We start from the raw sequence: 22,364 nt of genomic DNA, 5'->3' as shown, positions 1-22,364 counted from the left end.
CCCTTACTTATTAGTTACGTTTGCGCTTCTGGCTCCATCGCTTAATATCGGCTGTGAGGTTTTCCAGAAAAAACGATGGCCCAACGGACAGATATAAACCGGAGTAATTAATCTGGCTTTCAGGAATGTCTTTTTTCAAAATGAACCGGTAGCCTGTCAATATATTCACCCCAAACCAGTGAAGCGGTCGAAACCAGCGTACCGTCGGGAAATGGTACGCTCCTGATACACCCACCCCCAGCGGAATAAACACACCACGTGCTATTTCATGCTTTTCTGCCACATCGTCGTTACGCTCATAACGTGAATGCCCATACCCCAACTCGATTGGCATACTCACTTCGAACGCTTTATGACGAAAAAAATAGCGCTCATAATATACCGTAGCCATACGCAGATGCCGAGTGACCGACTCCGACGAATTGGGCAGCAATCCGGGGTGATTCAGCGACTGATTGACGAAATAAAAACCGGCACCTGCTTTGAAGCTAGCCGACCGACCGCCTTTCAGATTAGCCCGACGATGGCTTTGCGGAAACAAAAATCCAGCCCGTATTCCATAGACGCTGACGGGATCTCGTCGGTTATCTTCCGTACGTGTATCATTAAAAAACGTAAACCGTTGATCTGTCGATGCCGTAAAGGTCAGCGATTTGGGTTTTGCCGACTGTAGTGTATCTGGCTGGCCATTCTGAGGAGCCGATCGTTCCTTTAATCGGGTTTCTTCATCTAAAGATACTCGCGTCTGCGCTAGAGCGGTTGTATCCATAAACAACCAGAGTATATAAAATAAACATAAACGCCATACTAATCGCATAGTCTTCATACCGTTGATAGAAACAATAACGGCAATAGAAGCTAATGGTTTATGCTTCCGGTTGGGCTATACATACGATTATTAAAAGTATAGATTAACTATTTTCAAGTTTAGTGACAGAAAGGACCGAATCTCTGATTATCAGCCCGGAAATTGTTTATAAAGTCCCTATGCTTACTGGTATAAAGCAGGACCTACATAGCTCAGAAACAGCATAACCAATCGGATCTTATATTAGATAAATACAATTTTATAGCTTAAATTATTTTTATAAACCTACCTTGATAAACTTGTTCCTATTTCCATTATTCTAACATTTTAGCTGTAAATGCTCATAGATTTTTACTTTGGCAACGTTACCGGAAACGTTTGCATAAAAAAAGTGAGAAATTTTATTCTTTATATCCATTTTTTTTCAGAATATTATAATGGCATTTTCGCAATCTAAAATTGTACATAATAAAGCTTTATCGAAGAATAATCCATAAACCTTAACAATTGGCCAGACAAAATAATCTGCCCTCAAACGATGCCTTTAATAAGTAGAAACCCTTATATCTGACGCTTTGGCCTACACGCAACAGCTAAATACCGTGTCCCATAAGCCATATTCTGCTTACACCGTTGAGGAGCTTGCCCTCGATGACCTCTTTGTACGTTGGGTACAACACCCCAACGACGATGAGGTGGTGGCTTACTGGCAAAATTGGCTTTCACAAAATCCAGACTGTGCAGAAACGGTAGAAATGGCTCGTAAATTAATTCTTACCAGCAGCCAACCTACTTTACCTGCCCTGTCGACTGATGAAATTTCATCGGTATGGGGACGGATCCGGGAATCACTCCAGACCATGGAGGACCTTCGCCCGCTTCAACCCGACGTTCGGGCTGTGGTTGGCTGGTGGTACTTTTTCCGAACGATTGCTGCTGCTATGGGAGTCTTACTCCTAATCGGCTGGGCATTGTGGATGCAATATGGTCCTAATCAACACATTTCGACGGTTAGTACATCCGCTCATCAAACCCAGCAGATTCGTCTGCCCGACAACTCAACCGTTACCTTGTATCCGAACAGTTCGGTCCGGTATGCCCGCCGATGGACGGATGAAACACCCCGAGCGGTCTGGTTGAAGGGAGAAGCTGATTTTTCTGTCATGCACCGGAATGATACGACATCGGCCCGACTATTTCGGGTTCATACCAGCGACCTTACGATCGAAGCGCTCGGCACAGCGTTTCAGGTAAGTCAGCAAGCCGCCTGCACATCTGTCGCTTTAACTTCGGGAGCTGTCAACCTGCTCGTCAAACACCACAATCCCATCCGGCTCCGTTCGGGAGAGTGGATTGAGGTTCCAACCAGTTTGGACAAAACATTACCCTAGCTGCTTTTATAATTAACTCTTACTTGAACCTACAATGCAAAACACAATTACCCAACCTCCACGGAAAACGTGGCTTCCTCTGCTTGGCCTTATGGCACTCGCACTGATGGGTCAACCGGCCTACAGTGCCCCCCCAACCAACCGACCGACGGTAGACAACCCGACTCAGGAACGAGCCATAACGGGGAAAGTTCTGTCGGCTGATGACAATACCGGGCTACCAGGTGTTAGTGTAGCAGTAAAAGGTACCACACGCGGTACTACAACCGATGCGTCGGGGACTTACCGGATTAACGTTCCCAATGGCCCGGCAGTGCTGGTTTTCTCGGCCGTAGGCTTTGTTAGCCAGGAGGTTACTGTTGGCAACAAGTCGACCGTTAACCTAACGCTTAGTACAGATACGCGTGCGCTGAACGAAGTAGTCGTCGTTGGTTACGGTACGCAGAAGAAAAGCCAGACTACCGGGGCTATTTCGTCGATTACGCCGAAGCAAATTACGGAACAACCTATCACCAACATCGGTCAGGCTATGCAGGGTCGGGTAGCAGGGGTAGACGTAGCTCAGTCGGGTAGCCGCCCTGGTTCTGTACCAACCATCCGGATTCGTGGACGTCGTTCGTTCAATGCGGGTAATGATCCTCTTTATGTAGTGGATGGAATTCCGCTCGCGAGAGAATACGAAGACATTAACCCGAACGACGTTGCCTCCATGGAAATCCTGAAGGATGCTACGGCAACAGCCATCTACGGTGCCAGAGGTGCTAACGGCGTTGTACTGGTAACCACCAAGCGGGGTAACCAAAATGGCCGAACGACGATCTCGTATGATAACTATGTAGGGGTTACCAATGTGCTGGATAAAGTTCACCTGTTCAGCGGCTCCGAATTTGCCGAATTTGTGCGGGAAGCCTACCGGACTACCAATAACTACAAAGACGCCAGCGGCAATCCAGTTCCGACGGGCGTAGCCGATGCCTATGCTGACTCGAAAGTAGCGGTATTGGGTGGCGACCCTGCCGTAGCGGCCGGGATTGCCGCCGGTCGTAATACCGACTGGCAGTCGCTGATTCTGAAACAGGGTTTCCAACAGAACCACACGATAGGTGTTCAGGGCGGTAACGAAAAAACTCAGTTCTACATTTCGGCAGGTTATTTCCAGGACAAAGGGATCATGCCAGGACTCGACTTTACCCGCTATTCACTCCGTGCCAATATTGATCACCAGATTAATAAGGTGCTTAAAGTGGGGATTGCTTCATACATGATGTATAGCCTGCGCAATGGCGAGTCGTTGAACCCGTACAACTTCACCCTTCAGCAAAATCCGCTCGGACGGCCCTACGACGACAACGGAAACCTGATTTTCTCACCCACGAACGATGCTCTGCTCACCAATCCGCTCGCGGAGGTTGTACCAGGTGCCCAGATTGACGAACGGAAGAAGTACCGGATTTTCAATAGTGTTTATGCCGAAGTAAATATCCTTGAAGGGTTAAAATACCGGGTCAACTTTGGCCCTGATTTCACCATCAACCGATACGGCCGCTTCATTGGCGCTCAGACGAACGCCCGCAAAGGGGGTGATCCTCAGGCATCTAACGCCAGCACGTTTAATTTCGACTACACACTGGAAAACATCGTGTCGTATACTAAGAAGTTTGGTGATCATAACGTAGGCATAACGGCTCTGCAATCCATTCAGCGCGATAATTCTGAGTTTAATAACATTAACGTACAGGGCGTCCCTGCCGAAACTCAGTCGTTCTACAACGTAGGTAACGCCAGCTCGGTACTGGGTGTTGGTAGTGGTCTGGTTCAGTGGACAATTAACTCCTACATGGGTCGGGTCAACTATGACTACAAAGATAAATACCTGGTTACCGCTACAATTCGTCGAGATGGATCGAGCCGGTTTGGTGAAAATACCAAGTATGGTAACTTCCCAGGTATTGCTCTGGGCTGGAATATCAGCAACGAAGACTTCCTGAAGGGTTCTTCCTGGGTTGACCTTCTGAAACTACGGGTTAGCCGCGGATCGGTAGGTAACCAGGCAGTGGCTCCCTATCAAACTCAAGGTCTCTTGGGTCGTACCGTGTATGCATTTGGTACCACGCCTGCCTATGGATATCGTCCTGAAACGATTGGCAATGACGATTTGCACTGGGAAACCTCCACAACAACTAATATCGGGGTTGATTTCAGCCTCTGGCGGGGTCGTGTAGCGGGTGCTATCGAATTGTACAATACACGCACGACAGACCTGTTGCTGTCTGACCTGCTGCCTACCTCAATTGGCTTTAACGCGGTAACCAAGAATATTGGCGAAACCCAGAATAAAGGGATCGAAGCCAGCATTTCGACCGTAAACGTAAATACGAAGGGCGGATTCAAATGGACTTCTGACATTGTATTCACCAAGAATACCGAAGCCATCATCTCCCTGTTCAACGGCCCCGTTGATGACGTGGGTAACAAACGGTTTATCGGTAAGCCTCTTACGGCTATGTATGATTACAAAAAAGCGGGTATCTGGCAAACTAATGAAGCCGATGCTGCTAAGTCATACCAGAGTGCTGTTGGGCAGATTAAAGTGCAGGATACCAATAACGATGGCAAAATTACGGCTGATGACCGCGTATTCTTAGGCTCCGATATTCCGACCTGGAGTGGTGGTATCACGAACCGATTCAGCTACAAAGGATTTGACCTGAACTTCTTTATCTATGCCCGGGTTGGTCAGACCATTCTGAGTGGTTTCCACCGGGATAACAACCAGTTGGCAGGTCGATACGAGCAGATCAAAGTCGATTACTGGACCCCAAACAATCCAACCAACGAATTCCCACGGCCTAACTCCAGCCAGGAATTCCCCGTCTACAACTCGGCGATCATCTACTTCGACGGTACGTTCGTGAAAGTGCGGAATATTAACTTTGGTTATACGTTCCCGTCTTCAATTACCTCGAAACTACATCTGCAATCGCTTCGTCTATTCACCAGCATTCAGCAGCCATTTATTTTCTCGTCTTACCGGTCGAAGTATAACGGTGTTGACCCTGAAACAAGCGATGGTACGGTCAGCAACGGTGTTGTGCCAGCTACCCGGGTTACGACATTTGGTTTAAATGTTAAATTCTAAGCGCACAGCCAGTAATTGATGTGTTCATAAACACCTTACGATTCAAAAAATCATGAAATCAAAATTTTCACATAAATCTATTCGCGTTCTAGCGCTTGCTACGCTCATGCTTAGTGGGCAGGCTTGTAAGAATGTGCTGAATGAAACCGTCGTCTCCGCCATCGGGAACGACTATATCAATACGCCCAAAGGGTTTGAAGATGCCAGCCGAGCCGCTTACTCATCCATGCGGAATTTTTACGGCTCAGAACGCGGCCTGACCATGACCGAGTACGGCACCGATATTTACCAGGCCGGTGCTGATGGAAGCTACAAAGGGTTTCACTTCTACGATACCCAGATGAACAGCTTCGTTGATATCATCCAACAGGTTTGGGAAGAGTTGTATAAGGGCATCAACACTTGTAACGCCGTTATTGAACGCGCCCCGGCAGCTACTGTTTCGGATGCAACGAAGAAACTGCGGGTAGCTGAAATGAAGTTCCTGCGGGCACATTACTACTTTATCCTGACCCAACAGTTCGGCGGAGTAGACTTGCGGTTAACCGAAACACTCGGACCCACGAAAGTGACGAAGCGGGCATCGGAAGCCGATATGTATAAACAAATAATAGCTGACCTTGAAGCAGCTATAGCTGATTTACCGACTACCAAAGCTTCTGCACAAGCAGCTAGTGATTACGGTCGGGCTACCAAATCAGCCGCCGAGCACCTGCTGGCCCGTGTATATCTGACGAAAGCAACAAACGCATCGGCCAAAGCAACGGACGATTACGCTAAAGCAGCGACCTATGCCCAGAATGTCATTTCGAACTATGGCTACAAACTGCTGCCTGATTTTGCCAGTGTGTTTGCTCAGGGAAGTGGTGAAATTAATGACGAGGTGATTTTTTCGGTACAGTATACCTCTGACCCGCTCACCAACATCAACTCGGCGAATACGAACAATGGCGATGGTAACAAACTTCACCTGTACTTTGGTATGCAGTATGATGTGCAGCCAGGTATGAAACGGGATATTGCCAACGACCGTCCGTTCAAACGTCTGAAACCAACGAACTACCTGCTGGAAACCGTCTTCAAAGACCGGGTTAATGATTCCCGCTACAAGAAGACATTCAAGGATACCTGGCTATCGAACAACCCTGGCTCGAATCTGAATACCTCGTTTGACAATAGTAAGGCTAAGGTTACCTATAAAGCAGGTGATACCGCCATCTTTATTCCAGGGGTTGAATGGACATTAGCACAACGGGCGGCTAAGCCTTATCAGGTATTGGTACCCAGTGCCTACTCGCAGGCTCTGTTTCCAACGCTGCAAAAATTCCTTGACCCGAACCGTCCTGACCTGACCTACGAACAAGGTAGCCGCGATTACCTGGCCTTCCGTCTGGCTGAAACGTACCTGATTCTGGCCGAAGCTCAATTTAAGCAAGGTAAAACAACTGAAGCCGCTGCCGCACTCAATGTAGTACGTCGCCGGGCTGCCTGGCCAGGCAAAGAGGCTGCTATGGAAATCACCCCTGCCCAGGTGGATATGGAGATGATCATGCAGGAACGCGCTCGTGAACTGGCTGGTGAGCAAACCCGGTGGTTCGATCTGAAGCGTTGGGGCAATCTGGTGGAGCGGGTTAAACTCTATAACGCCGACGGCGCGGCCAACGTGAAAGAAACACACAACTACCGTCCAATCCCACAAACACAGATTGACCGTACGGAAGGTGGCAGTGCCAACTTCGCACAAAACGCGGGCTTTTAATTGAGTGAAAGAGCGAATGAGTGAAAGAGTGAAACCGGGCCACCGGAACAGAGTGAATTACTGACGCAAGTTATTTTCACTCTTTCACTCTTTCGCTCTTTCGCTCTTTTGCAAGGAGTAGAATTAAAAAATCTTCCTCTTCTTTTAACCGAACCTGAATTGTTTCACCATCAGTAGCAACCTATTTAGCTATCTGTTATCCCCGTTCTCAATCATGCAGGCGACTGTAAACCGGCGGCAGTTTCTCACAAGGGCAAGCTTATCAGCCTTAGCCTTTACAACTGGCGCACATCAACTATTTGCTCGTTCGGCTAATCCATCGGGCCTTAAAATAGCGTATTCGGCTATTACCTGGGGTGGCAACGATGCGCAGGCCATCAGTGACCTTTCGGCACTTGGTTACAAAGGCATTCAGCTCCGGGCCAATACATTCGCCCCCTATAAAACCAAACCGTCTGAACTAAAAGCACTGCTCGACCAGCACCATCTGACACTGGCTATGTTTTCGAGCGGCAATGTAGAAATTGATCCGGCCAAGGAACAGAGCACGATTGATATGCACGTTGCGCATGCTAGTTTTGTGAAAGCCCTCGGTGGCTCATCGTTTCAGATGACCAACAGTCTTCGTCCGAAAGATCGGTTGCCGACCACAGAAGAACTTAAACGGTTGACTGCTGTCATGAACGAGATAGGTAAACAAACCGCCGATATGGGCGTTCAGGCAACCTACCACAATCACATGCATCAACTGGGCGAAACCCCTGAAGAAGTGGATGTGATTGTCCAGGCGATGAATCCTAAATACTGCAAACTCCTGTTAGATATTGCTCATTACAAACAGGGAGGAGGCCAACCCGAAAAAGCAGTAAAGCAGTATAAAGACATCATCCATGCATTGCACCTGAAAGACACCATGTCGCCCCTACCCGACAAGCCCAACGATCCGAAAGCCTACAAATTTGTTGAACTGGGCCGTGGTAATGTCGATGTTGCAGCCGTTTTTAAAGCCCTGGAGGACATCAAATTCAAAGGATGGGGAGTCATTGAACTGGATGGCGTACCCGAAAAAGACAAAACGCCAGCTCAGTGCGCTCAGATTAACAAAGACTATATTACAAAGACCTTACATCATCCCCTATGAAATGATAGAATGATTGAATTTTGAATGATTGAATAAGGTTTACGATCGTTTTTAATAATTCAACAATTCTATCATTCTATCATTCAATCATTAGACATGAAACAACTCATCATTAGTGCTGCTTTGCTCGGTCTGCTCGCGTTTGATAAGCCTCAGGCGCCTAATACGCTGACCGACAAGGAGAAAAAAGAAGGTTGGAAATTGCTGTTCGATGGAAAAACAACTAACGGATGGCGGGGAGCTTATAAAGATAAATTCCCAGAAAAAGGCTGGAATGTAACGGATGGTATGCTGACCATTCAACAGTCGGACGGGTCGGAATCGCAAAGTTTCGGCGACATTGTTACCGACGGTGAGTACAGTGATTTCGAGCTCGTGTTCGATTTTAAGCTGACCGAAGGGGCCAATAGCGGGGTGAAATATTTCGTGGTCGAGCATTCGCCTAAACCTAAAGGTTCAGCGTTTGGCCTGGAGTTTCAGGTACTGGACGACGATAAACATCCAGATGCTAAACTGGGACGCAACGGAAACCGCACCGTGGGCTCATTGTATGATCTGATTCCGGCATCGGGTAAGAAAGCGAACCCAATTGGCGAGTGGAATACGGGCCGTGTGGTATCAAAGGGTAAACACGTCGAACACTGGCTCAACGGGACGAAAGTAGTTGAGTACGAACGGGGTAGCGAGAAGTTTCGTGAGCTGGTTGCTATGAGCAAATACAAGGCGCCTGAATACAATGCCAACGGTCGGTTTGGCGAAGCGCCCAAAGGCCATATCCTACTTCAGGACCACGGAAACCGGGTTTATTACCGGAATATGAAGATCAAAACACGCTAACCAGGTGCTAGGCATTCTGGCCTTTCACCTCTATTTTTACAGTCAAACGTTTCTCTTTCAAATCGTATGGAAAATCGTCGTGATTTTATAAAGAAATCAGCGCTGGCCGGGCTCGGTATGAGCTTCTCGGCCGGTAGCTACGCCCGTATTCTGGGCTCGAACGACCGGGTTCGGGTAGGTATCGTAGGCTTCTCGGACCGCTTCCGGCAATCGCTGGCTCCTGCTTTTGCGGAACATGCCAAAGCCCAGAATTTTGCATTTGTAGCCGTATCTGACATCTGGAATCGCCGTCGCGAAGAGGCCGATGCTTACCTGAAGGGTAAAGGGCTGAATGACAGCACCTTCTTCAAAGCCCGCAACAACGACGAACTGTTCGAGCGGAAAGACGTTGATGCCGTCATCATCAGTACTGCCGACTTCCAGCATGCTTTGCATTGTGCGGCTGCTGTTGAATCGGGCCATGATGTGTATTGCGAAAAGCCCTTTGCCGAAGCACTGGACGACGCTCGCAAAACCCTGAAAGCCGTTGAAAGCTCCAAAAAAATTGTTCAGATTGGATCACAGCGTCGTTCGGCTCCCAACTACCATTCGGCCAATGAATTTATCCGCTCGGGCAAATTCGGCGACATTACGATGGTTGAAATGACCTGGAACGTGAACCAGCCCGGTCGCTGGCGTCGGGCCAAACTCGTTTCCGAAATTCGGAAAGAGGATACCGATTGGGACCGTTACCAACTCAACCGCCCAAAAACCGCCTGGGACCCGCGTAAATACCTCGAATTCCGCTTGTTCTACCCCTACTCGTCGGGTATTCCTGGCCAGTGGATGTCGCACCAGATCGATACGGTACACTGGTTCAGTGGCCTGGATCATCCTCGTTCGGTAGTGGCCAACGGCGGTATCTATAGCTGGAAGGATGGCCGTACCAATGCCGATACGTTCACCGCAGTGTTCGATTACGGCCCGGACAACGACAAAACGAAAGGCTTCCAGGTTCTGTATTCATCCCGGATGAACAACGAAGCAGGTGGTGTGAAAGAATACTACTACTCAAATGGTGGTATGATTAACCTCGACACCAACAAGATTTCACCCGAAGGAGGTCTGGAAGAAAAATATGCTAAAGACATGGGCATGAAAGCGAACCTGCTGCCCAGCATGTCCCTTGGTGAAGTTGCTAAAATGGAAACGTCGGCCAACACAGGTGGCGACCCCATGACGTCCTTGCATATGCTGAACTGGATGGAATGCGTACGGAGCCGTAAAGAGCCAAACGCACCAGCCCGTGTCGGTTTCAATCACTCGGTAGCCAACATCATGGCTACGATGGCCCTGCACACAGGCAAGCGCGTAACCTGGGATGCGACGAAGCAAGATGTGATCATTAGTTAAAAAATGTATGATATAGGATGTAGGATATATTCATTTACACATCCTACATCCTATATCATACATTTTTTAGTAAGCCTGCTCCTATCTGGCAGCTCAGGCATTTTTTTACGGTACAAAACTCATTATAGAGTTCGATAGCCGCCTGCGAATCGAAGGCTGAACGAATACCTAGTCCTAGGATATTCCAGCCTTCAGTCAGGTGGTTTTTTTCGGCAGGCAGTTGTTCCAATAAGCTAATGGCCCGGTCGATGTAAGCCGGTTGTCCTCTGTGATGCGCATAAGCCGCCAGTAAGGGCACTACCGCGTTGATGACGATACTGGTAGCTGATGTCTCTCCTAGCGTTGGAACCGTTTTTTCAGAATCCTTTCCAAATCGATAGTGCGACTGCCAGTATTGGGATGGAGTTACCTGTAAAGCCTTTACAAGCATTTCAGCGTCGGTTGCTCCGGCAAATAGTGAGAACAAGCTGGCATTATGTGTGATCAGGCAGGCTAATTGGGCAATCCGAAGGGTTGGAAAATTGGCAGGCCTGAGCCTCCCCCACTTCCAGCTATGGGCTGGCATCTGTTTATCCGTGAGCGAATATTTGACCGACAAAAATCGATACTCACGTTGCAGAGCCACTCTATAGTTATCCAATTCTCCATCGTTCTCGTCAATCAGCCCAGCGACACCGAACAACATTGATTCAACCTGTAAAAGGTTATTACGATGCTTCAGCAGTACTTTTAAAGGAACTGACCGACTAAGCTGCGCCATAGGATCAGCATTTATCTTGAACCCCATGGTTACTGCCAGCAACCGATAAGCCGTTTCCTCCCAGTCTCCTCCCGCCTGACCAAACAGCTCAAGCACCCCAGCAGCTTTTCGTTCGAGCCGTTGGAGCATTGCTTTATCCAGCATGGAGGTTATTCGCAATGGTGATACTGAACGGAATTGACCAGCGCAGGGAATCGTATCGCTTGAATCCTTGAGGAGTTGGTATCGATCAAGCAATGAAGAGTCTATCCGAGTGTTTAATTCAAGGGTTGGTAGTGATGTGCCATTGGTGCGATCAACCCGACGACCAGTTACCGATGTATCATCTTGCCAAACGACATGAAGAATCACATTATCGTATGCCCGATCATATTGATGTTTATGCGCCAGCCAATCCGATGCTCGCGTATGCATCTCTACAGTTCCAACCCATTCGACATCGTTGATCAGTAGTCGAGCATTTGTGAAATCAGGCCCAGCGTCACGATTTCGAAAACCAGGGTGGATAACCTGGACAGCCTCACCTTCGGTTGTTGTGAGGTTTACCCGCGAAAAGTATTGGTATTGCCAGATAAAATAGAGAAACGATTCGGGCACTGGGCTAAATGTATAATGAATAATGCGCAATGTACAATTATCCGTAACTGTAGCCAGAAAATCAAGCACATATACCCAAGCGACTAAACATTATACAGTATTCATTTTACATTGTTTACTAAATAGCCTGCCATTTCCTGTTGCAGACGTTGCGCTTCGGCCCGAGCCTGTTCAGCAAAATCGGTACCCGACGAGGCATATAGTATGCTTCGAGACGCATTAACCAGCAGCCCGCCATCACCCGTAAGTCCGTATTTGGATACATCGGCCAGCGAACCACCTTGCGCGCCTACACCCGGAACCAGTAAAAAGTTTTTTGGAGCTAATGCTCTGATTCGGCCTAACTCTTTCGCTTGCGTGGCGCCAACCACAAACATCAGTTTATCGGGGCCTGCCCAGGTATGTGCTGTTTCAATAACAGCCTCAAAAAGCTCCTGATCATCAATAGTTTGTCGCTGAAAATCGGCACTACCAGGATTTGATGTTAATGCCAGCAGGATCACCCATTTCCCATCATAGGCCAGAAAAGGCGTGACCGAATCATGCCCCATATAAGGAGCCACAGTTACCGAATCGAATGAAAGACCGGCGGCCGTGGGGTCGAAAAACGTACGGGCATACAAATCCGATGTATTACCAATATCCCCTCGCTTGGCATCAGCAATGGTGAAACAGTCGGCCGGAATATAGTCAAGTGTTTTCTGAAGGCTTTCCCATCCGCGTGGCCCCTGTGCTTCATAAAAAGCAATATTGGGTTTATAGGCGACGGCAAAATCGGCGGTTGCCTCAATAATTGCTTTATTAAATGCAAAAACCGGGTCTTTTTCGGTCAGTAAGTGGGTGGGTATTTTTCGAGGATCGGTATCTAACCCAACACAGAGATAAGACTGCTTCTGGGTAATCTGATTGCTTAATTCGGCGTATGTCATGCTCAGGCAAAGAATCATTTACTAAAATGATTCACCCCAAAAGTACAACTTAACGAGCCCGTTTCATAAATTTGCCTGTAAGATAACTATTTGTATACGAAACATACTGCTGTCATGCAAGTCCGCCAAACGGCCATTGAGGGTCTGATCGAACTAATTCCACGTATCTTCGAAGACGAGCGCGGTCATTTCTTCGAATCCTATAATAAACCTCTATTTGCTTCATTGGGACTGCCAATGGAGTTCGTGCAGGATAATCAGTCGTTTTCTGTGAAAGGCGTGTTACGGGGTCTGCACATGCAAAATGAACCCTTCGCCCAGGGAAAGTTAGTACGGGTTATCAGTGGTCAGGTACTCGACATTGCGGTTGACTTACGACCCGACTCTCCGACCTTCGGCCAATACGAAACGTTTCTGCTTGACGCCAAATTATCCAATATGGCCTATATTCCCGAAGGTTTTGCTCACGGCTTTGTAGCCTTGGAGGACAGTGTTTTCAGCTACAAATGCACAAACATATATAACAAAGCATCTGAATCGGGAATCATCTGGAATGACCCTGATTTAAATATTGACTGGGGCGTCAAAAACCCAATTGTATCCGAGAAAGATCAGGAATTAAAACCACTTCGTGAGGTTTTCCCCCAGGCAGTCGTATAAATTACTTATTTGTCGAATACGAATCAGTAAACTGATCCAGGGTAGCGTAGTAATAATAGTATAGAAAACTTTGGTAAGCTTCATCCCCTGGAAGAGCATCATGATCGATTGCTCTTCCAGGGGATGGTGTTTTTAGTGCATCCAATTAATCAATTTTACCCGCTTTTCATTTACTTTTTCAATCATTACAAAGTATCTGTCGAAACTCTGAAGAATTTATCTTGTAAGATAATCTTAAAATGATTTTTTTGCTTCATAATCCTCTTTATACCACCAGCTTTAGCTGTTTATGGAACAGATCTACTCGTACTTTTCCACACAAAGAAATCAACTACTTTTTATCCTTGCCGCCTGGGTTCTTTCAGTACTAGCCATCAATCCATATGGTGAATTTCCATTCAATGACGATTGGGCCTATGCGTTATCTGTGCAGGCTTTAGTTGAAAAACACAGCTTTTTTATGTCTCCATGGACCAGTGCAAACCTACTGGTACAAATTGGGTGGGGTGCTTTATTTTGTCTTCCGTTCGGTTTTTCGTTCACAGCACTTCGAATCTCAACGCTAGTAGCTGGTCTACTTGGGCTTTGGGGAACACATCGACTCATCTATACAGTCACGAAGGATAGCCGGTTTGCCTTTCTGGGTACCTTGCTAATGCTGGCCAATCCGATGTATCTGGGTTTGTCGGCTTCGTTTATGACTGATATCCCTTTTTACACATTGCTAGTCTGGTCGTTGACGTATATGGTTAAGGGCTTCCAGGAAGACAAATTCCCGGTCCTCTTGCTAGGATTATTTTTTGCCCTTCTTGCGCTACTGGTACGTCAATTGGGCATTTGTCTATTTGTTGGTTTTAGTGTTGCTTATCTAATCCGCAAAGGCATCAATTGGAAAACAATATCCATAGGCATAGCAAGCATAGCTGCGGGACTTGTTACCCAATTACTTTATCAGAAATGGGTTGTTTATATGATGCCCAACCTGGTTCTTTATAACGTACAGGCCACTAATTTTTTCAGTAAAGATTTCTACGAACGACCGCTGGTTCACGATTTTTTCAACAACACACTTGTCGTTTTGATGTACACAGGTGCTTTTTTGGTCCCTTATTTTTTATTGCTACTCACTAAAAATAGTTTTGCTGCGTTCCGAAAAAACTGGCTTCTTCTTGTCAGTCTAACCGTTGTGGTTATTGGCCTTTGGTTTTATTTTTTTCAGGGCATGAGCATGCCTATCTGGTGGAATGTTCTGAATGCCTATGGCTTAGGCCCTATACTGTTTCGAGACATGTTCTATCGGCTATACACCCTACCAATGCCTGTTTTTCTTCGGATAAGTATGGGCGTCATAACCGTAGGCAGTATAGTCGGTAGTGTTGGCGTTCTTTTCTATCTGATTCAGATAATCCGCTATCTGCTAGTACGCTCTACCCCTATAGTAAATCGGTCTGTCGGCATCCTGTTTTTTGCCATAATCAGTATTTATTATTTACCACTGAGCCTACAGGGCCTATTCGATCGGTACCTGTTGCCTTTCCCGGCTATTTTACTAATCCTGATTTATATGGTTCGGGCAGATTCCCCTCAAATTAAATCGGTCCCTACCCTTTCGGTACCGCTCTATTTATCTATGAGCCTATGCTTTATCTGCTTTATTTATAACATCTGTACCACACATGATTACCTGGCCTGGAATCGTGCGCGATGGCAATCACTTAATAATCTGCTAAAACAGGGGGTTAAGCTGACAGATATTGACGGAGGGCTCGAATTTAATGGCTGGCATCTGTACAACTCGTCGTATAAAGCCAGTCCCGATAAAAGCTTTTGGTGGGTCCATAACGATCGATATGTATTGGGAGCTAGTGTACTCCCAGGCTTTACACTTTTTCAGGAAATACCCGTAAACACCTGGCTACCGTATGGGCTTCAGACGCTTTATATTGGAACAAAAGCCACTGATTCAGAAGTAAAGTCTACCGACTAATCCGGCCCTGTCACCGAACGATGGTATAGCTAAATCGGCTCTCTAAAAGCAAAGTACGATAGCAACTATACTGTCGTTCAATGACCGCTCTCGTACGTAGAAATACAAGTTAATGGACTGATAATGAATAAGTAGATAGCCATACTTCGGTTCACTTTTCGTACATCTCCTCCAGCACTTTCCGACCTACTTTGCGAGCCGATAATGGATTTTGTCCGGTAACCAGCCGCTCATCGACTTCGATGTATGGAACAAATGGAATCAGGCTTTTGCTATAGAGCGCATTTTTTTGACGCAGGGCATCTTCCAGCAAAAAAGGGACTTCTTCATCGAGCCGAACGAGTTTTTCTTCCATGTTCGAAAACCCAGTTACCTGCCGCTTATCAAGCAGTAAACTCCCATCCGACAGCTTAACATTAAGCAGAGCACTTACGCCGTGGCAAACAGCCGCAACCATTCCACCGTTCTCATAAATCTGTCTCGTTATGCGTTGGATAGCTTCATTATTCGGAAAGTCCCACATAGTGCCATGACCACCAGCGAAATAAATGATCTGATAATCCGCTGACTTTACCTCATCCAGGCGTAGTGAGTTCTCTAATTTTGACCGGAACGTTGGGTTGTTGTACCATTTTTCATTGATGGTATCGCGCCGATCGACGCTTTTTTCATCAATCGGTATAGGGCCACCGTTCGGGCTGGCAATGTCGTACGGTAAGTTTCGACCGGCCAGTTCATCATAAAAGTGAGTTGCTTCACTAAGCCATAAGCCAGTTTTATGCGTTTTTGTCGGATAGGCCGTATGGTTCGTGCAAACAATAAGCGTGCGGTAGGTAGGGTCCATAGGTAAAAGCAGTCGTCTAGTCAGCCACCACTTCAGAGCGAAGTTAAATGGTTTCCAGCAACTTCCAGTACCGTCTGCTTTTGATAAAATAAGGTCAGCAACTAGTACTAACTATACTGGGAAAGGATATAGTTTATAAATAATGGGTGTGACGGCCTTTCTGTAAATTAAAATTTGCCTAACTCTTGCTTTCGCTACCAGAATAAACTGCGTATGACTATATTTGTTAGCAAACCGTACTGTGCTGAATTTATGCAATCTCTTTCTTATGAATCTCTACAGGCTGAACACGCCTGGATGCTCGTCTGCGATCAACTTCAACAACGGAATAATGTACTGGCAAAAAGCATTTCTCACATGGAGCGAGATCCTAAAGAGTTGCCTATGGCTAGCCGGCTAATTATCCTGCGGTATCACCTCAAAATGAGCTTACGCCAACTCACTCAGGCTGCCCGCCAAAAAACGTTGCAGCATCAGAATGCGCCCCAGCTGGCGGCTCAATGGGAACATGTTCACCAGCTATTCTTTTTACTTCGTCAGATCGATAGCGAATTAGGTCGGGCATCAAGCGAAAACCCAAATCTGCGTTCTTGTTTACAATCCCTCGATGGGCGTGTTTATCGATCAGCATTAGTACATCTGAACTAACTCGTTAGCTGATATAAATCTAAAACGTCACTATCTGGGAACTCTTTACGTTCCCAGATAGTGACGTTCGTATTTATAGAAATGAATTTACCGCTTACGGTTTGAGCGAACAAACTGTAATTTTTGCACATCAACGCTTATACAACCCGGCTCACAGGGAGCGGCATTAGGTGTATCAACCAAAAATTGTTCGCCCGGAGTTTCTGCTACTGGCCCGTTCGGACTGGTGGCAATCCAGGCAAATTCAACCCAGGCCCCTGGCGATGGGCTATCAGCCACTAAGCTTAACTCTATTTGCCCGATTGTATAATCAAGCCAGTTGTGATTTTGACTGAGATCAAATTCATAGGTATGATATTGCCCATCGTTTTTGATTTCGAAATCCATATACCTGTCTCCCGTTCCATACGTTACGGGATCATCGGTTCGGCGCCATTTCAATCGTAACTTATTGTGTTTCGTCTGAAAAGCAGCCCGCATGTAGATTTTAGGATTATCACTACCCTTCCAGAACACAAACGGAGATTTAACAGTAGCTTGTTGAGCGTTATCCCAGAGTACATGTAGTTTCCCAGAAATAGGCCATCCTGTATCCTGAGCTTGCCCTAATGTCCAGCCTTTCCGCGAATTATCAAACGTATAGTTGGGGCCGGGCAATGATTTTGGTCTGCTGTACACATAGGAACGAATTTCGCTTAAATGCCCCAAAATCAGTTCATAATCCCACTCATGAACTATGTTATAATCAAGTGTGATTCGGTTGGTTGCTGCAATGTATGAGGCTACCGTACTAAATTCATCACCTCCCAAATCCGCACCAAAATAACCTCTCTTCCATTCGTAGTTATTACCCACCACATACAGCCCTACACCGTACCCATTGTCGTTGGTCGAGGCCATCCAGGGCTCTGTCGGAAATACATCGCCGAACATGGCTGTTGCTGGGGGTTGTATACGCGACAGGGTAAGGTCACCATTTACAAATGGCGTTTTACCCGAATAATACCACATATTATGATAATCGCCAGTCAGATATACACAGGGAAATTCCTGTTGGCGTGCATCGTATTGGGTTTTGTCAGACCGGGACATTACTACTTTTACATGCACCTTTACTACATTGCCATCCAATCGAATCCAGTGTTCCATAGTAGCTTCGCCAGGCTGGTTATTGAAAGCAAACTGCTTCGGAACCGTTTTGGCATACAACAGATTTGACTGTTTAGAAACGGCCAGTACCTGTGAGGGATTACCATATACATCACCCGCCTGAATGGGATTCCAGCCCAGGCCTATCCAGGCTGCGTTACCGGTTGCAGAGTAGTCAATTGGACCTCCATATAACCCAATCTGAATTTGGCGGCCCAGGTCAGGATTACTAACCATATTTCGAGTCGTAACCTTGCCCCCATGGTCGTCCAGAAAGGTGAGATGTGTAATGGCTCCACCGGCATTGGTATTAATTCCTACCCGAATTTGCGAGTTTTCGATGGTTAATAAACCATCAGCTCCTAAGCGTAGTGAAGGCGATACTGTCCCTGAAGTGGCAGTAGTATTGATCCTGGGCTGAGCGAAAAGAATTCCCGGAACCAGTAAGAGAGCTGCCCAAATCAGGCAACAAAAACGTTGAATGGAGTAAAAAGAGATGTGGGTCATAAAAACCAGTACGGTTATGTGTACCAGTTTCCACGACCCACAAATAACATGCCAACAAAAGACAATCTTAAGTTAACATATTCTTTTATCCGTAAACTATTTAACCAGCTGACTCAGCGCACTGTCGGAAAGCGAGCCAGACTGGATCAATAATGTATAGCGAAACGTAACCGACTGACCGGCAGGAAGCGTATAATTCATAGCTGGCGCTTTACCGCTACTCATGACCGAGGCTCCCAGCGGATTGGCAGCAAATAAACCATAACCCCTTGCATGCCAGTATGTTGGATAGCCTACATTTTTAGGATTATCGAGTATAACCACTGAGAGTGCTTCGCCATTGATCGTTCCGCTCAGTTTCATCCAGGGAGCGCGGGTACCCCATACCGCATCACCTTCAACACCTTCAGCACTGTGATAAAGGCCCGTTACGCCTTCGTTGTTCATAACCGGAACTTTTGTCTCTACTCCCTGCGCATCCGTAAATACTTCGGGCTTGGTAGCGGGCTGTTCAAGCTGATGAGCCATCCGCAGGGCTATCATTCCTTCTTTATTATCCTTGAACAACACATCTTTATCAGCCGCTTTCAACGTAGCGCTCCGCTCAATAGTACGACTGTTGGCCGTGGCTTTAAACGCATACGTTGTGGTTTCCTGAAGCATCACTTTACCGTCTTTATCGAGCCAGTCGGCCGTAACAACCAGTTCGGCCTGCCCTTTACCGTTTTTCATGGATTTAACCCCCGTATGCACAATGGTTCCGAACGGGCCTTTGTGCTCAGGACCTACCTGAATCGAATTGTTCCAGAAATCATGGCCATTTACATCGCCATAGTTGAACCACATACCTACATGGTGAGGATGGTCAATGCGCTCGCCCGGACGAGGGTCGAGGGGCCAGCCTCGCGTAATGAAATTACCACCCGCCGACCGAATTGGATACAGCACAGGCTTTTTTAGAACGGTTGGGCCGGGATAGATATACGCCGTAAAGGGTTTTCCATCAACCGTAACGTCGACGCGTTTCTGCGCTTCGTTATGGGTAAGCTGGATAGATTGAGCAAAACTCGATACCATCGAGGTAAAAAACAGGAGGGTTATTATAGAATAGCGCATTAGAAAATTTATTGATCAGACTCACAAAGTTTACGTCAAAATGGGCAATAAACAAATGCCCCGGCTAAAAAGTCGGGGCATTGCAGAAGCGAATTGGTTAGACCGAAAATCGGCTTAATTACCGAACAGAATTTTGTTTGTAACGTCCTGATCAATGGTAATGTAGCCGGGATAGTTGATTGCTTTATTACCCAGTGCCAGGGTCGGTTTGATCTTGATCGTAAGTTTAGATGGCTGCGTATTGGCCGCTCCCGACAGATTGCGAACCAGTTGTGTAAACGCTTCGCGAGTTTTCGAATCCGAAATAAGCTGATAGGCATTTGTATTTAAGCGAACCGGAACGCGGGTTTTGCCGCCGGGTTGCACTTCAATCCGCTGATTCAGAAACCCATTGAACAATTCCTGCCCGGCCAATAAAACCCGGTATTCTAACTGATTGATGCCCGCCAGTTTGCCGGTTGGATTGGTAATATCCAGATTGAGACGAGCATCCAGCGGAATATTTCGGGTCAATAAACCGGCAGCCAGTCGGGGAAATCGGGTAATATCCATGTTTTCCAGATTGCGAAACTCCCGAACATCGGTACCGGCCAGATAAACGCTATCGGCGGATGCAATGGTATATCGACAATCGCCCAGCGCCTTTGCCTGTGCAATTTGCTGATTGACGCTACAGCGACTAAATAAGATTGGTAAAGCCAATAAGGCCAGAACAAGTGCTTTTCTCATGATTTGTTGGTTGTCATGCTTTTGATGTAAACGTTCGACAGGGGGGAAAGTGTTTGGTTTAATTATTCTTAACAAACACCATCTGCATTCGGTCGGCTTTGGCCACTTTTTTTCGAAAATCTACCCATTCGGTATAGGCGGAGGCCGGGAAACGCCCCCCGTGCATGGTTATATGACGCACATACGTGATCCGGTCACCTTCTACAGCTACCTGGGCCGTATATTGACCAAATTTCGACTCTACAGCTACAGGGCTGATTGAAAACTCGGGTGTATACCCTTTCGGGATTTGGTATGTAATGGTATCGCTATCCGTAAAGTCGTAATTGGTCCCTAACTCAACAGCCGCTTGCCGGGGTTGCAGCATAGGGGTAGCCATCGATAGTGCCGACATCAAATTGAGGGGCAAGAAAAGTCGGTTACCGCTAAGCGTTGCCCATTTTCGAACAGCCAGCGTAAGCGTTTCCGTCACGGCAGGCACCGAATTCTCCTGCTCCCGAAACGCGTAGGCCGTTAGTTCAAAAGCGGGCACATGGATATGTTTGAGCAGCCAGCTTCGCTGTTCATCCCGGTTCATACCATGAATAACCTGTTCATAACTATCCTGCTGGAGTCCAGTATACCGTGTTCTGACATCGGCCGTTGCATCGCCCTGTTCGGTTAATGCAATCGAAATCCGTCGTTGCTGAAGGTTATCGACTGATCGATAGCTAGGCGTTTTCACTAGTCGCCCCCCATCGGGTGTAATGAGCAACACGTGTCGGTTCCCCGTAAAATCACCAACGTATCCGGGCTGTCCGTGCTGGCTGGTGCATTCCAGGAACAATGAATCACGACCGTTAGGCACGCACAAGATGATATGGTTGAACTGAAACCCCGGGAAATCGACCTGAATGTCGGGTTCATCATCACCTGCCCGCACCAGGGCGGGATAGGCCGTAACGCACACATTTTTCAGCAACGCCTGTGTGAAGTTGGTGAGGGCTTTACAATCGCCATATTTGCTGGCAGCCACCTTATCGGCCTCAATCGTTTGCCAACCCCCAATACCCAGTTGGATACTCACGTAGCGCGTCTGATCCTGCAAAAACTTGTAAACCTTCCGAACCTTACCAAGTGTCGTCGTTTCGTTTTTGGTCAGTTCCAGCATACGCTGTCGAAGGTCGTCCGGGATGGCATCACGGCCATTATTTAGGGTGTAGTAGAAACGACCAACATCGCTCCAGGAGGCCACTTTGCCTTTGTATCCCTGCACCTCAAAATCCGTTGGAGCCGTATAAACGATGGGTAGTTGCTCCCAGCTCGGTGGCGACAGCGGTTCGAATTCGAGCGCAGGTCGATTGGTCAGCTTCCAAACGTAGGTTTTACCGCCATCCGCCGACGGAGCTGACGTACCCGGTGTTGGCAGGTTGATTTCTTTATAACGCAACGCCAAGCCGGCTGGCATTGTGACGGTATAGGTAGCCTGCTCCAGTGCGACATGTTCTTCTTTTAACGGAATCCAGGTCGGATAAAACATCAGATTTCGTTCCGTTGTCTCTACCACAAACTCGACTGTATAGGGATAGGTTGGCTGTTTAGGGAAGGTAGCCGCTTTAATTCGTTGGTCGTCAAAGAGATTATAGTCGGAGAAGGTGCTATAGTCTTCTATATCTGATTTTTTGAGCCGCTTAATCAGCTTCCCATCGGCGTCATAGAGCGCTCCTTCCAGTGCTGTCACTTTCGAGAGTTTGTCATATCCAGCCACAATGGTAGCATCGTCATCGGCCTCTTTATCGAGCACGGTCACCACAGTACGCACACGTTTTACAGCTTCGCCCGGTGATTTTACTGCGAAGGTGGTTTCGTGGCGTCGAATCACACTATGGGCATTCTCTTTCAACGTTGCCGGAATAGCATCGGCTTTATATTCGCTCTGCGCCCAGACCAAGGAGGGTCCCAACAGAGCCAGCAGTAAAAAAGACTTCATAA

At 47.2% G+C, this 22,364-nt stretch carries 17 protein-coding genes; 9 read left to right on the top strand and 8 right to left on the bottom strand.

Going from position 1 to position 22,364, the window contains the following annotated elements:
• Window positions 1-10 precede the first annotated feature (10 nt).
• The gene (locus ACYVFD_RS10135; protein WP_461089851.1) at window positions 11-769 is read right to left on the bottom strand and encodes a hypothetical protein; all 759 of its coding nucleotides are present in this window, start codon (window positions 767-769) and stop codon (window positions 11-13) included.
• Between the two features lie 614 nt (window positions 770-1,383).
• Here ACYVFD_RS10135 and ACYVFD_RS10130 point away from each other — a divergent pair.
• The 6 genes from ACYVFD_RS10130 to ACYVFD_RS10105 all read left to right on the top strand — a co-directional run bounded on the left by ACYVFD_RS10130 (window position 1,384) and on the right by ACYVFD_RS10105 (window position 10,467).
• Window positions 1,384-2,199 (top strand): FecR family protein, encoded by an 816-nt coding sequence (locus ACYVFD_RS10130; RefSeq protein ID WP_461089849.1) that lies wholly within the window; start codon window positions 1,384-1,386, stop codon window positions 2,197-2,199.
• A 34-nt stretch (window positions 2,200-2,233) separates the two neighbouring features.
• Entirely contained in the window at window positions 2,234-5,338 is a 3,105-nt protein-coding gene (locus ACYVFD_RS10125; protein ID WP_461089847.1) for a SusC/RagA family TonB-linked outer membrane protein, read from the top strand.
• A gap of 52 nt (window positions 5,339-5,390) precedes the next feature.
• Window positions 5,391-7,097, top strand: a complete 1,707-nt coding sequence (locus tag ACYVFD_RS10120; protein WP_461089845.1) for a RagB/SusD family nutrient uptake outer membrane protein — start codon at window positions 5,391-5,393, stop codon at window positions 7,095-7,097.
• A 214-nt stretch (window positions 7,098-7,311) separates the two neighbouring features.
• Window positions 7,312-8,238, top strand: a complete 927-nt coding sequence (locus ACYVFD_RS10115) for a sugar phosphate isomerase/epimerase family protein (RefSeq protein WP_461089842.1) — start codon at window positions 7,312-7,314, stop codon at window positions 8,236-8,238.
• A gap of 96 nt (window positions 8,239-8,334) precedes the next feature.
• Entirely contained in the window at window positions 8,335-9,075 is a 741-nt protein-coding gene (locus ACYVFD_RS10110) for a 3-keto-disaccharide hydrolase (RefSeq protein WP_461089840.1), read from the top strand.
• Between the two features lie 66 nt (window positions 9,076-9,141).
• Window positions 9,142-10,467 carry a Gfo/Idh/MocA family protein gene (locus ACYVFD_RS10105; protein WP_461089838.1) on the top strand — a complete coding sequence of 442 codons (1,326 nt, stop codon included), beginning with the start codon at window positions 9,142-9,144 and terminating at the stop codon, window positions 10,465-10,467.
• A 55-nt stretch (window positions 10,468-10,522) separates the two neighbouring features.
• Here the strand turns inward: ACYVFD_RS10105 and ACYVFD_RS10100 are convergent, their stop codons facing one another.
• Entirely contained in the window at window positions 10,523-11,824 is a 1,302-nt protein-coding gene (locus ACYVFD_RS10100; RefSeq protein ID WP_461089836.1) for a DUF2851 family protein, read from the bottom strand.
• 101 nt (window positions 11,825-11,925) lie between these two features.
• Entirely contained in the window at window positions 11,926-12,753 is an 828-nt protein-coding gene (gene pyrF, locus ACYVFD_RS10095) for an orotidine-5'-phosphate decarboxylase (protein WP_461089834.1), read from the bottom strand.
• A gap of 114 nt (window positions 12,754-12,867) precedes the next feature.
• Here pyrF and rfbC point away from each other — a divergent pair, with 114 nt between their 5' ends.
• A complete protein-coding gene (rfbC, locus tag ACYVFD_RS10090) occupies window positions 12,868-13,413 on the top strand; it encodes a dTDP-4-dehydrorhamnose 3,5-epimerase (protein WP_461089832.1) in 546 nt (181 codons plus the stop codon).
• Window positions 13,414-13,702: 289 nt separating this feature from the next.
• On the top strand, window positions 13,703-15,400 hold the full coding sequence (locus tag ACYVFD_RS10085) for a glycosyltransferase family 39 protein (protein ID WP_461089830.1): 1,698 nt from the start codon (window positions 13,703-13,705) through the stop codon (window positions 15,398-15,400).
• A 151-nt stretch (window positions 15,401-15,551) separates the two neighbouring features.
• Here the strand turns inward: ACYVFD_RS10085 and ACYVFD_RS10080 are convergent, their stop codons facing one another.
• Window positions 15,552-16,244 (bottom strand): type 1 glutamine amidotransferase domain-containing protein, encoded by a 693-nt coding sequence (locus ACYVFD_RS10080; protein WP_461089828.1) that lies wholly within the window; start codon window positions 16,242-16,244, stop codon window positions 15,552-15,554.
• Window positions 16,245-16,496: 252 nt separating this feature from the next.
• Between ACYVFD_RS10080 and ACYVFD_RS10075 the strand changes: the two genes are divergently transcribed.
• On the top strand, window positions 16,497-16,892 hold the full coding sequence (locus tag ACYVFD_RS10075; protein ID WP_461089826.1) for a hypothetical protein: 396 nt from the start codon (window positions 16,497-16,499) through the stop codon (window positions 16,890-16,892).
• Between the two features lie 87 nt (window positions 16,893-16,979).
• Here the strand turns inward: ACYVFD_RS10075 and ACYVFD_RS10070 are convergent, their stop codons facing one another.
• From ACYVFD_RS10070 to ACYVFD_RS10055, 4 genes are all read right to left on the bottom strand, one after another.
• The gene (locus tag ACYVFD_RS10070) at window positions 16,980-18,548 is read right to left on the bottom strand and encodes a hypothetical protein (RefSeq protein ID WP_461089824.1); all 1,569 of its coding nucleotides are present in this window, start codon (window positions 18,546-18,548) and stop codon (window positions 16,980-16,982) included.
• A gap of 96 nt (window positions 18,549-18,644) precedes the next feature.
• Complete coding sequence (locus ACYVFD_RS10065) at window positions 18,645-19,664, bottom strand: DUF6807 domain-containing protein (protein WP_461089822.1); 1,020 nt, start codon at window positions 19,662-19,664, stop codon at window positions 18,645-18,647.
• 114 nt (window positions 19,665-19,778) lie between these two features.
• Window positions 19,779-20,393 (bottom strand): hypothetical protein, encoded by a 615-nt coding sequence (locus ACYVFD_RS10060; protein ID WP_461089820.1) that lies wholly within the window; start codon window positions 20,391-20,393, stop codon window positions 19,779-19,781.
• Between the two features lie 58 nt (window positions 20,394-20,451).
• On the bottom strand, window positions 20,452-22,362 hold the full coding sequence (locus tag ACYVFD_RS10055; protein WP_461089818.1) for a DUF3857 domain-containing protein: 1,911 nt from the start codon (window positions 22,360-22,362) through the stop codon (window positions 20,452-20,454).
• Between the last annotated feature and the right edge of the window lie 2 nt (window positions 22,363-22,364).

The organism is Spirosoma gilvum, assembly GCF_054776815.1.
Note: the sequence above shows the minus strand (reverse complement) of the source record. Positions and strands in the feature narration are given on the sequence as shown.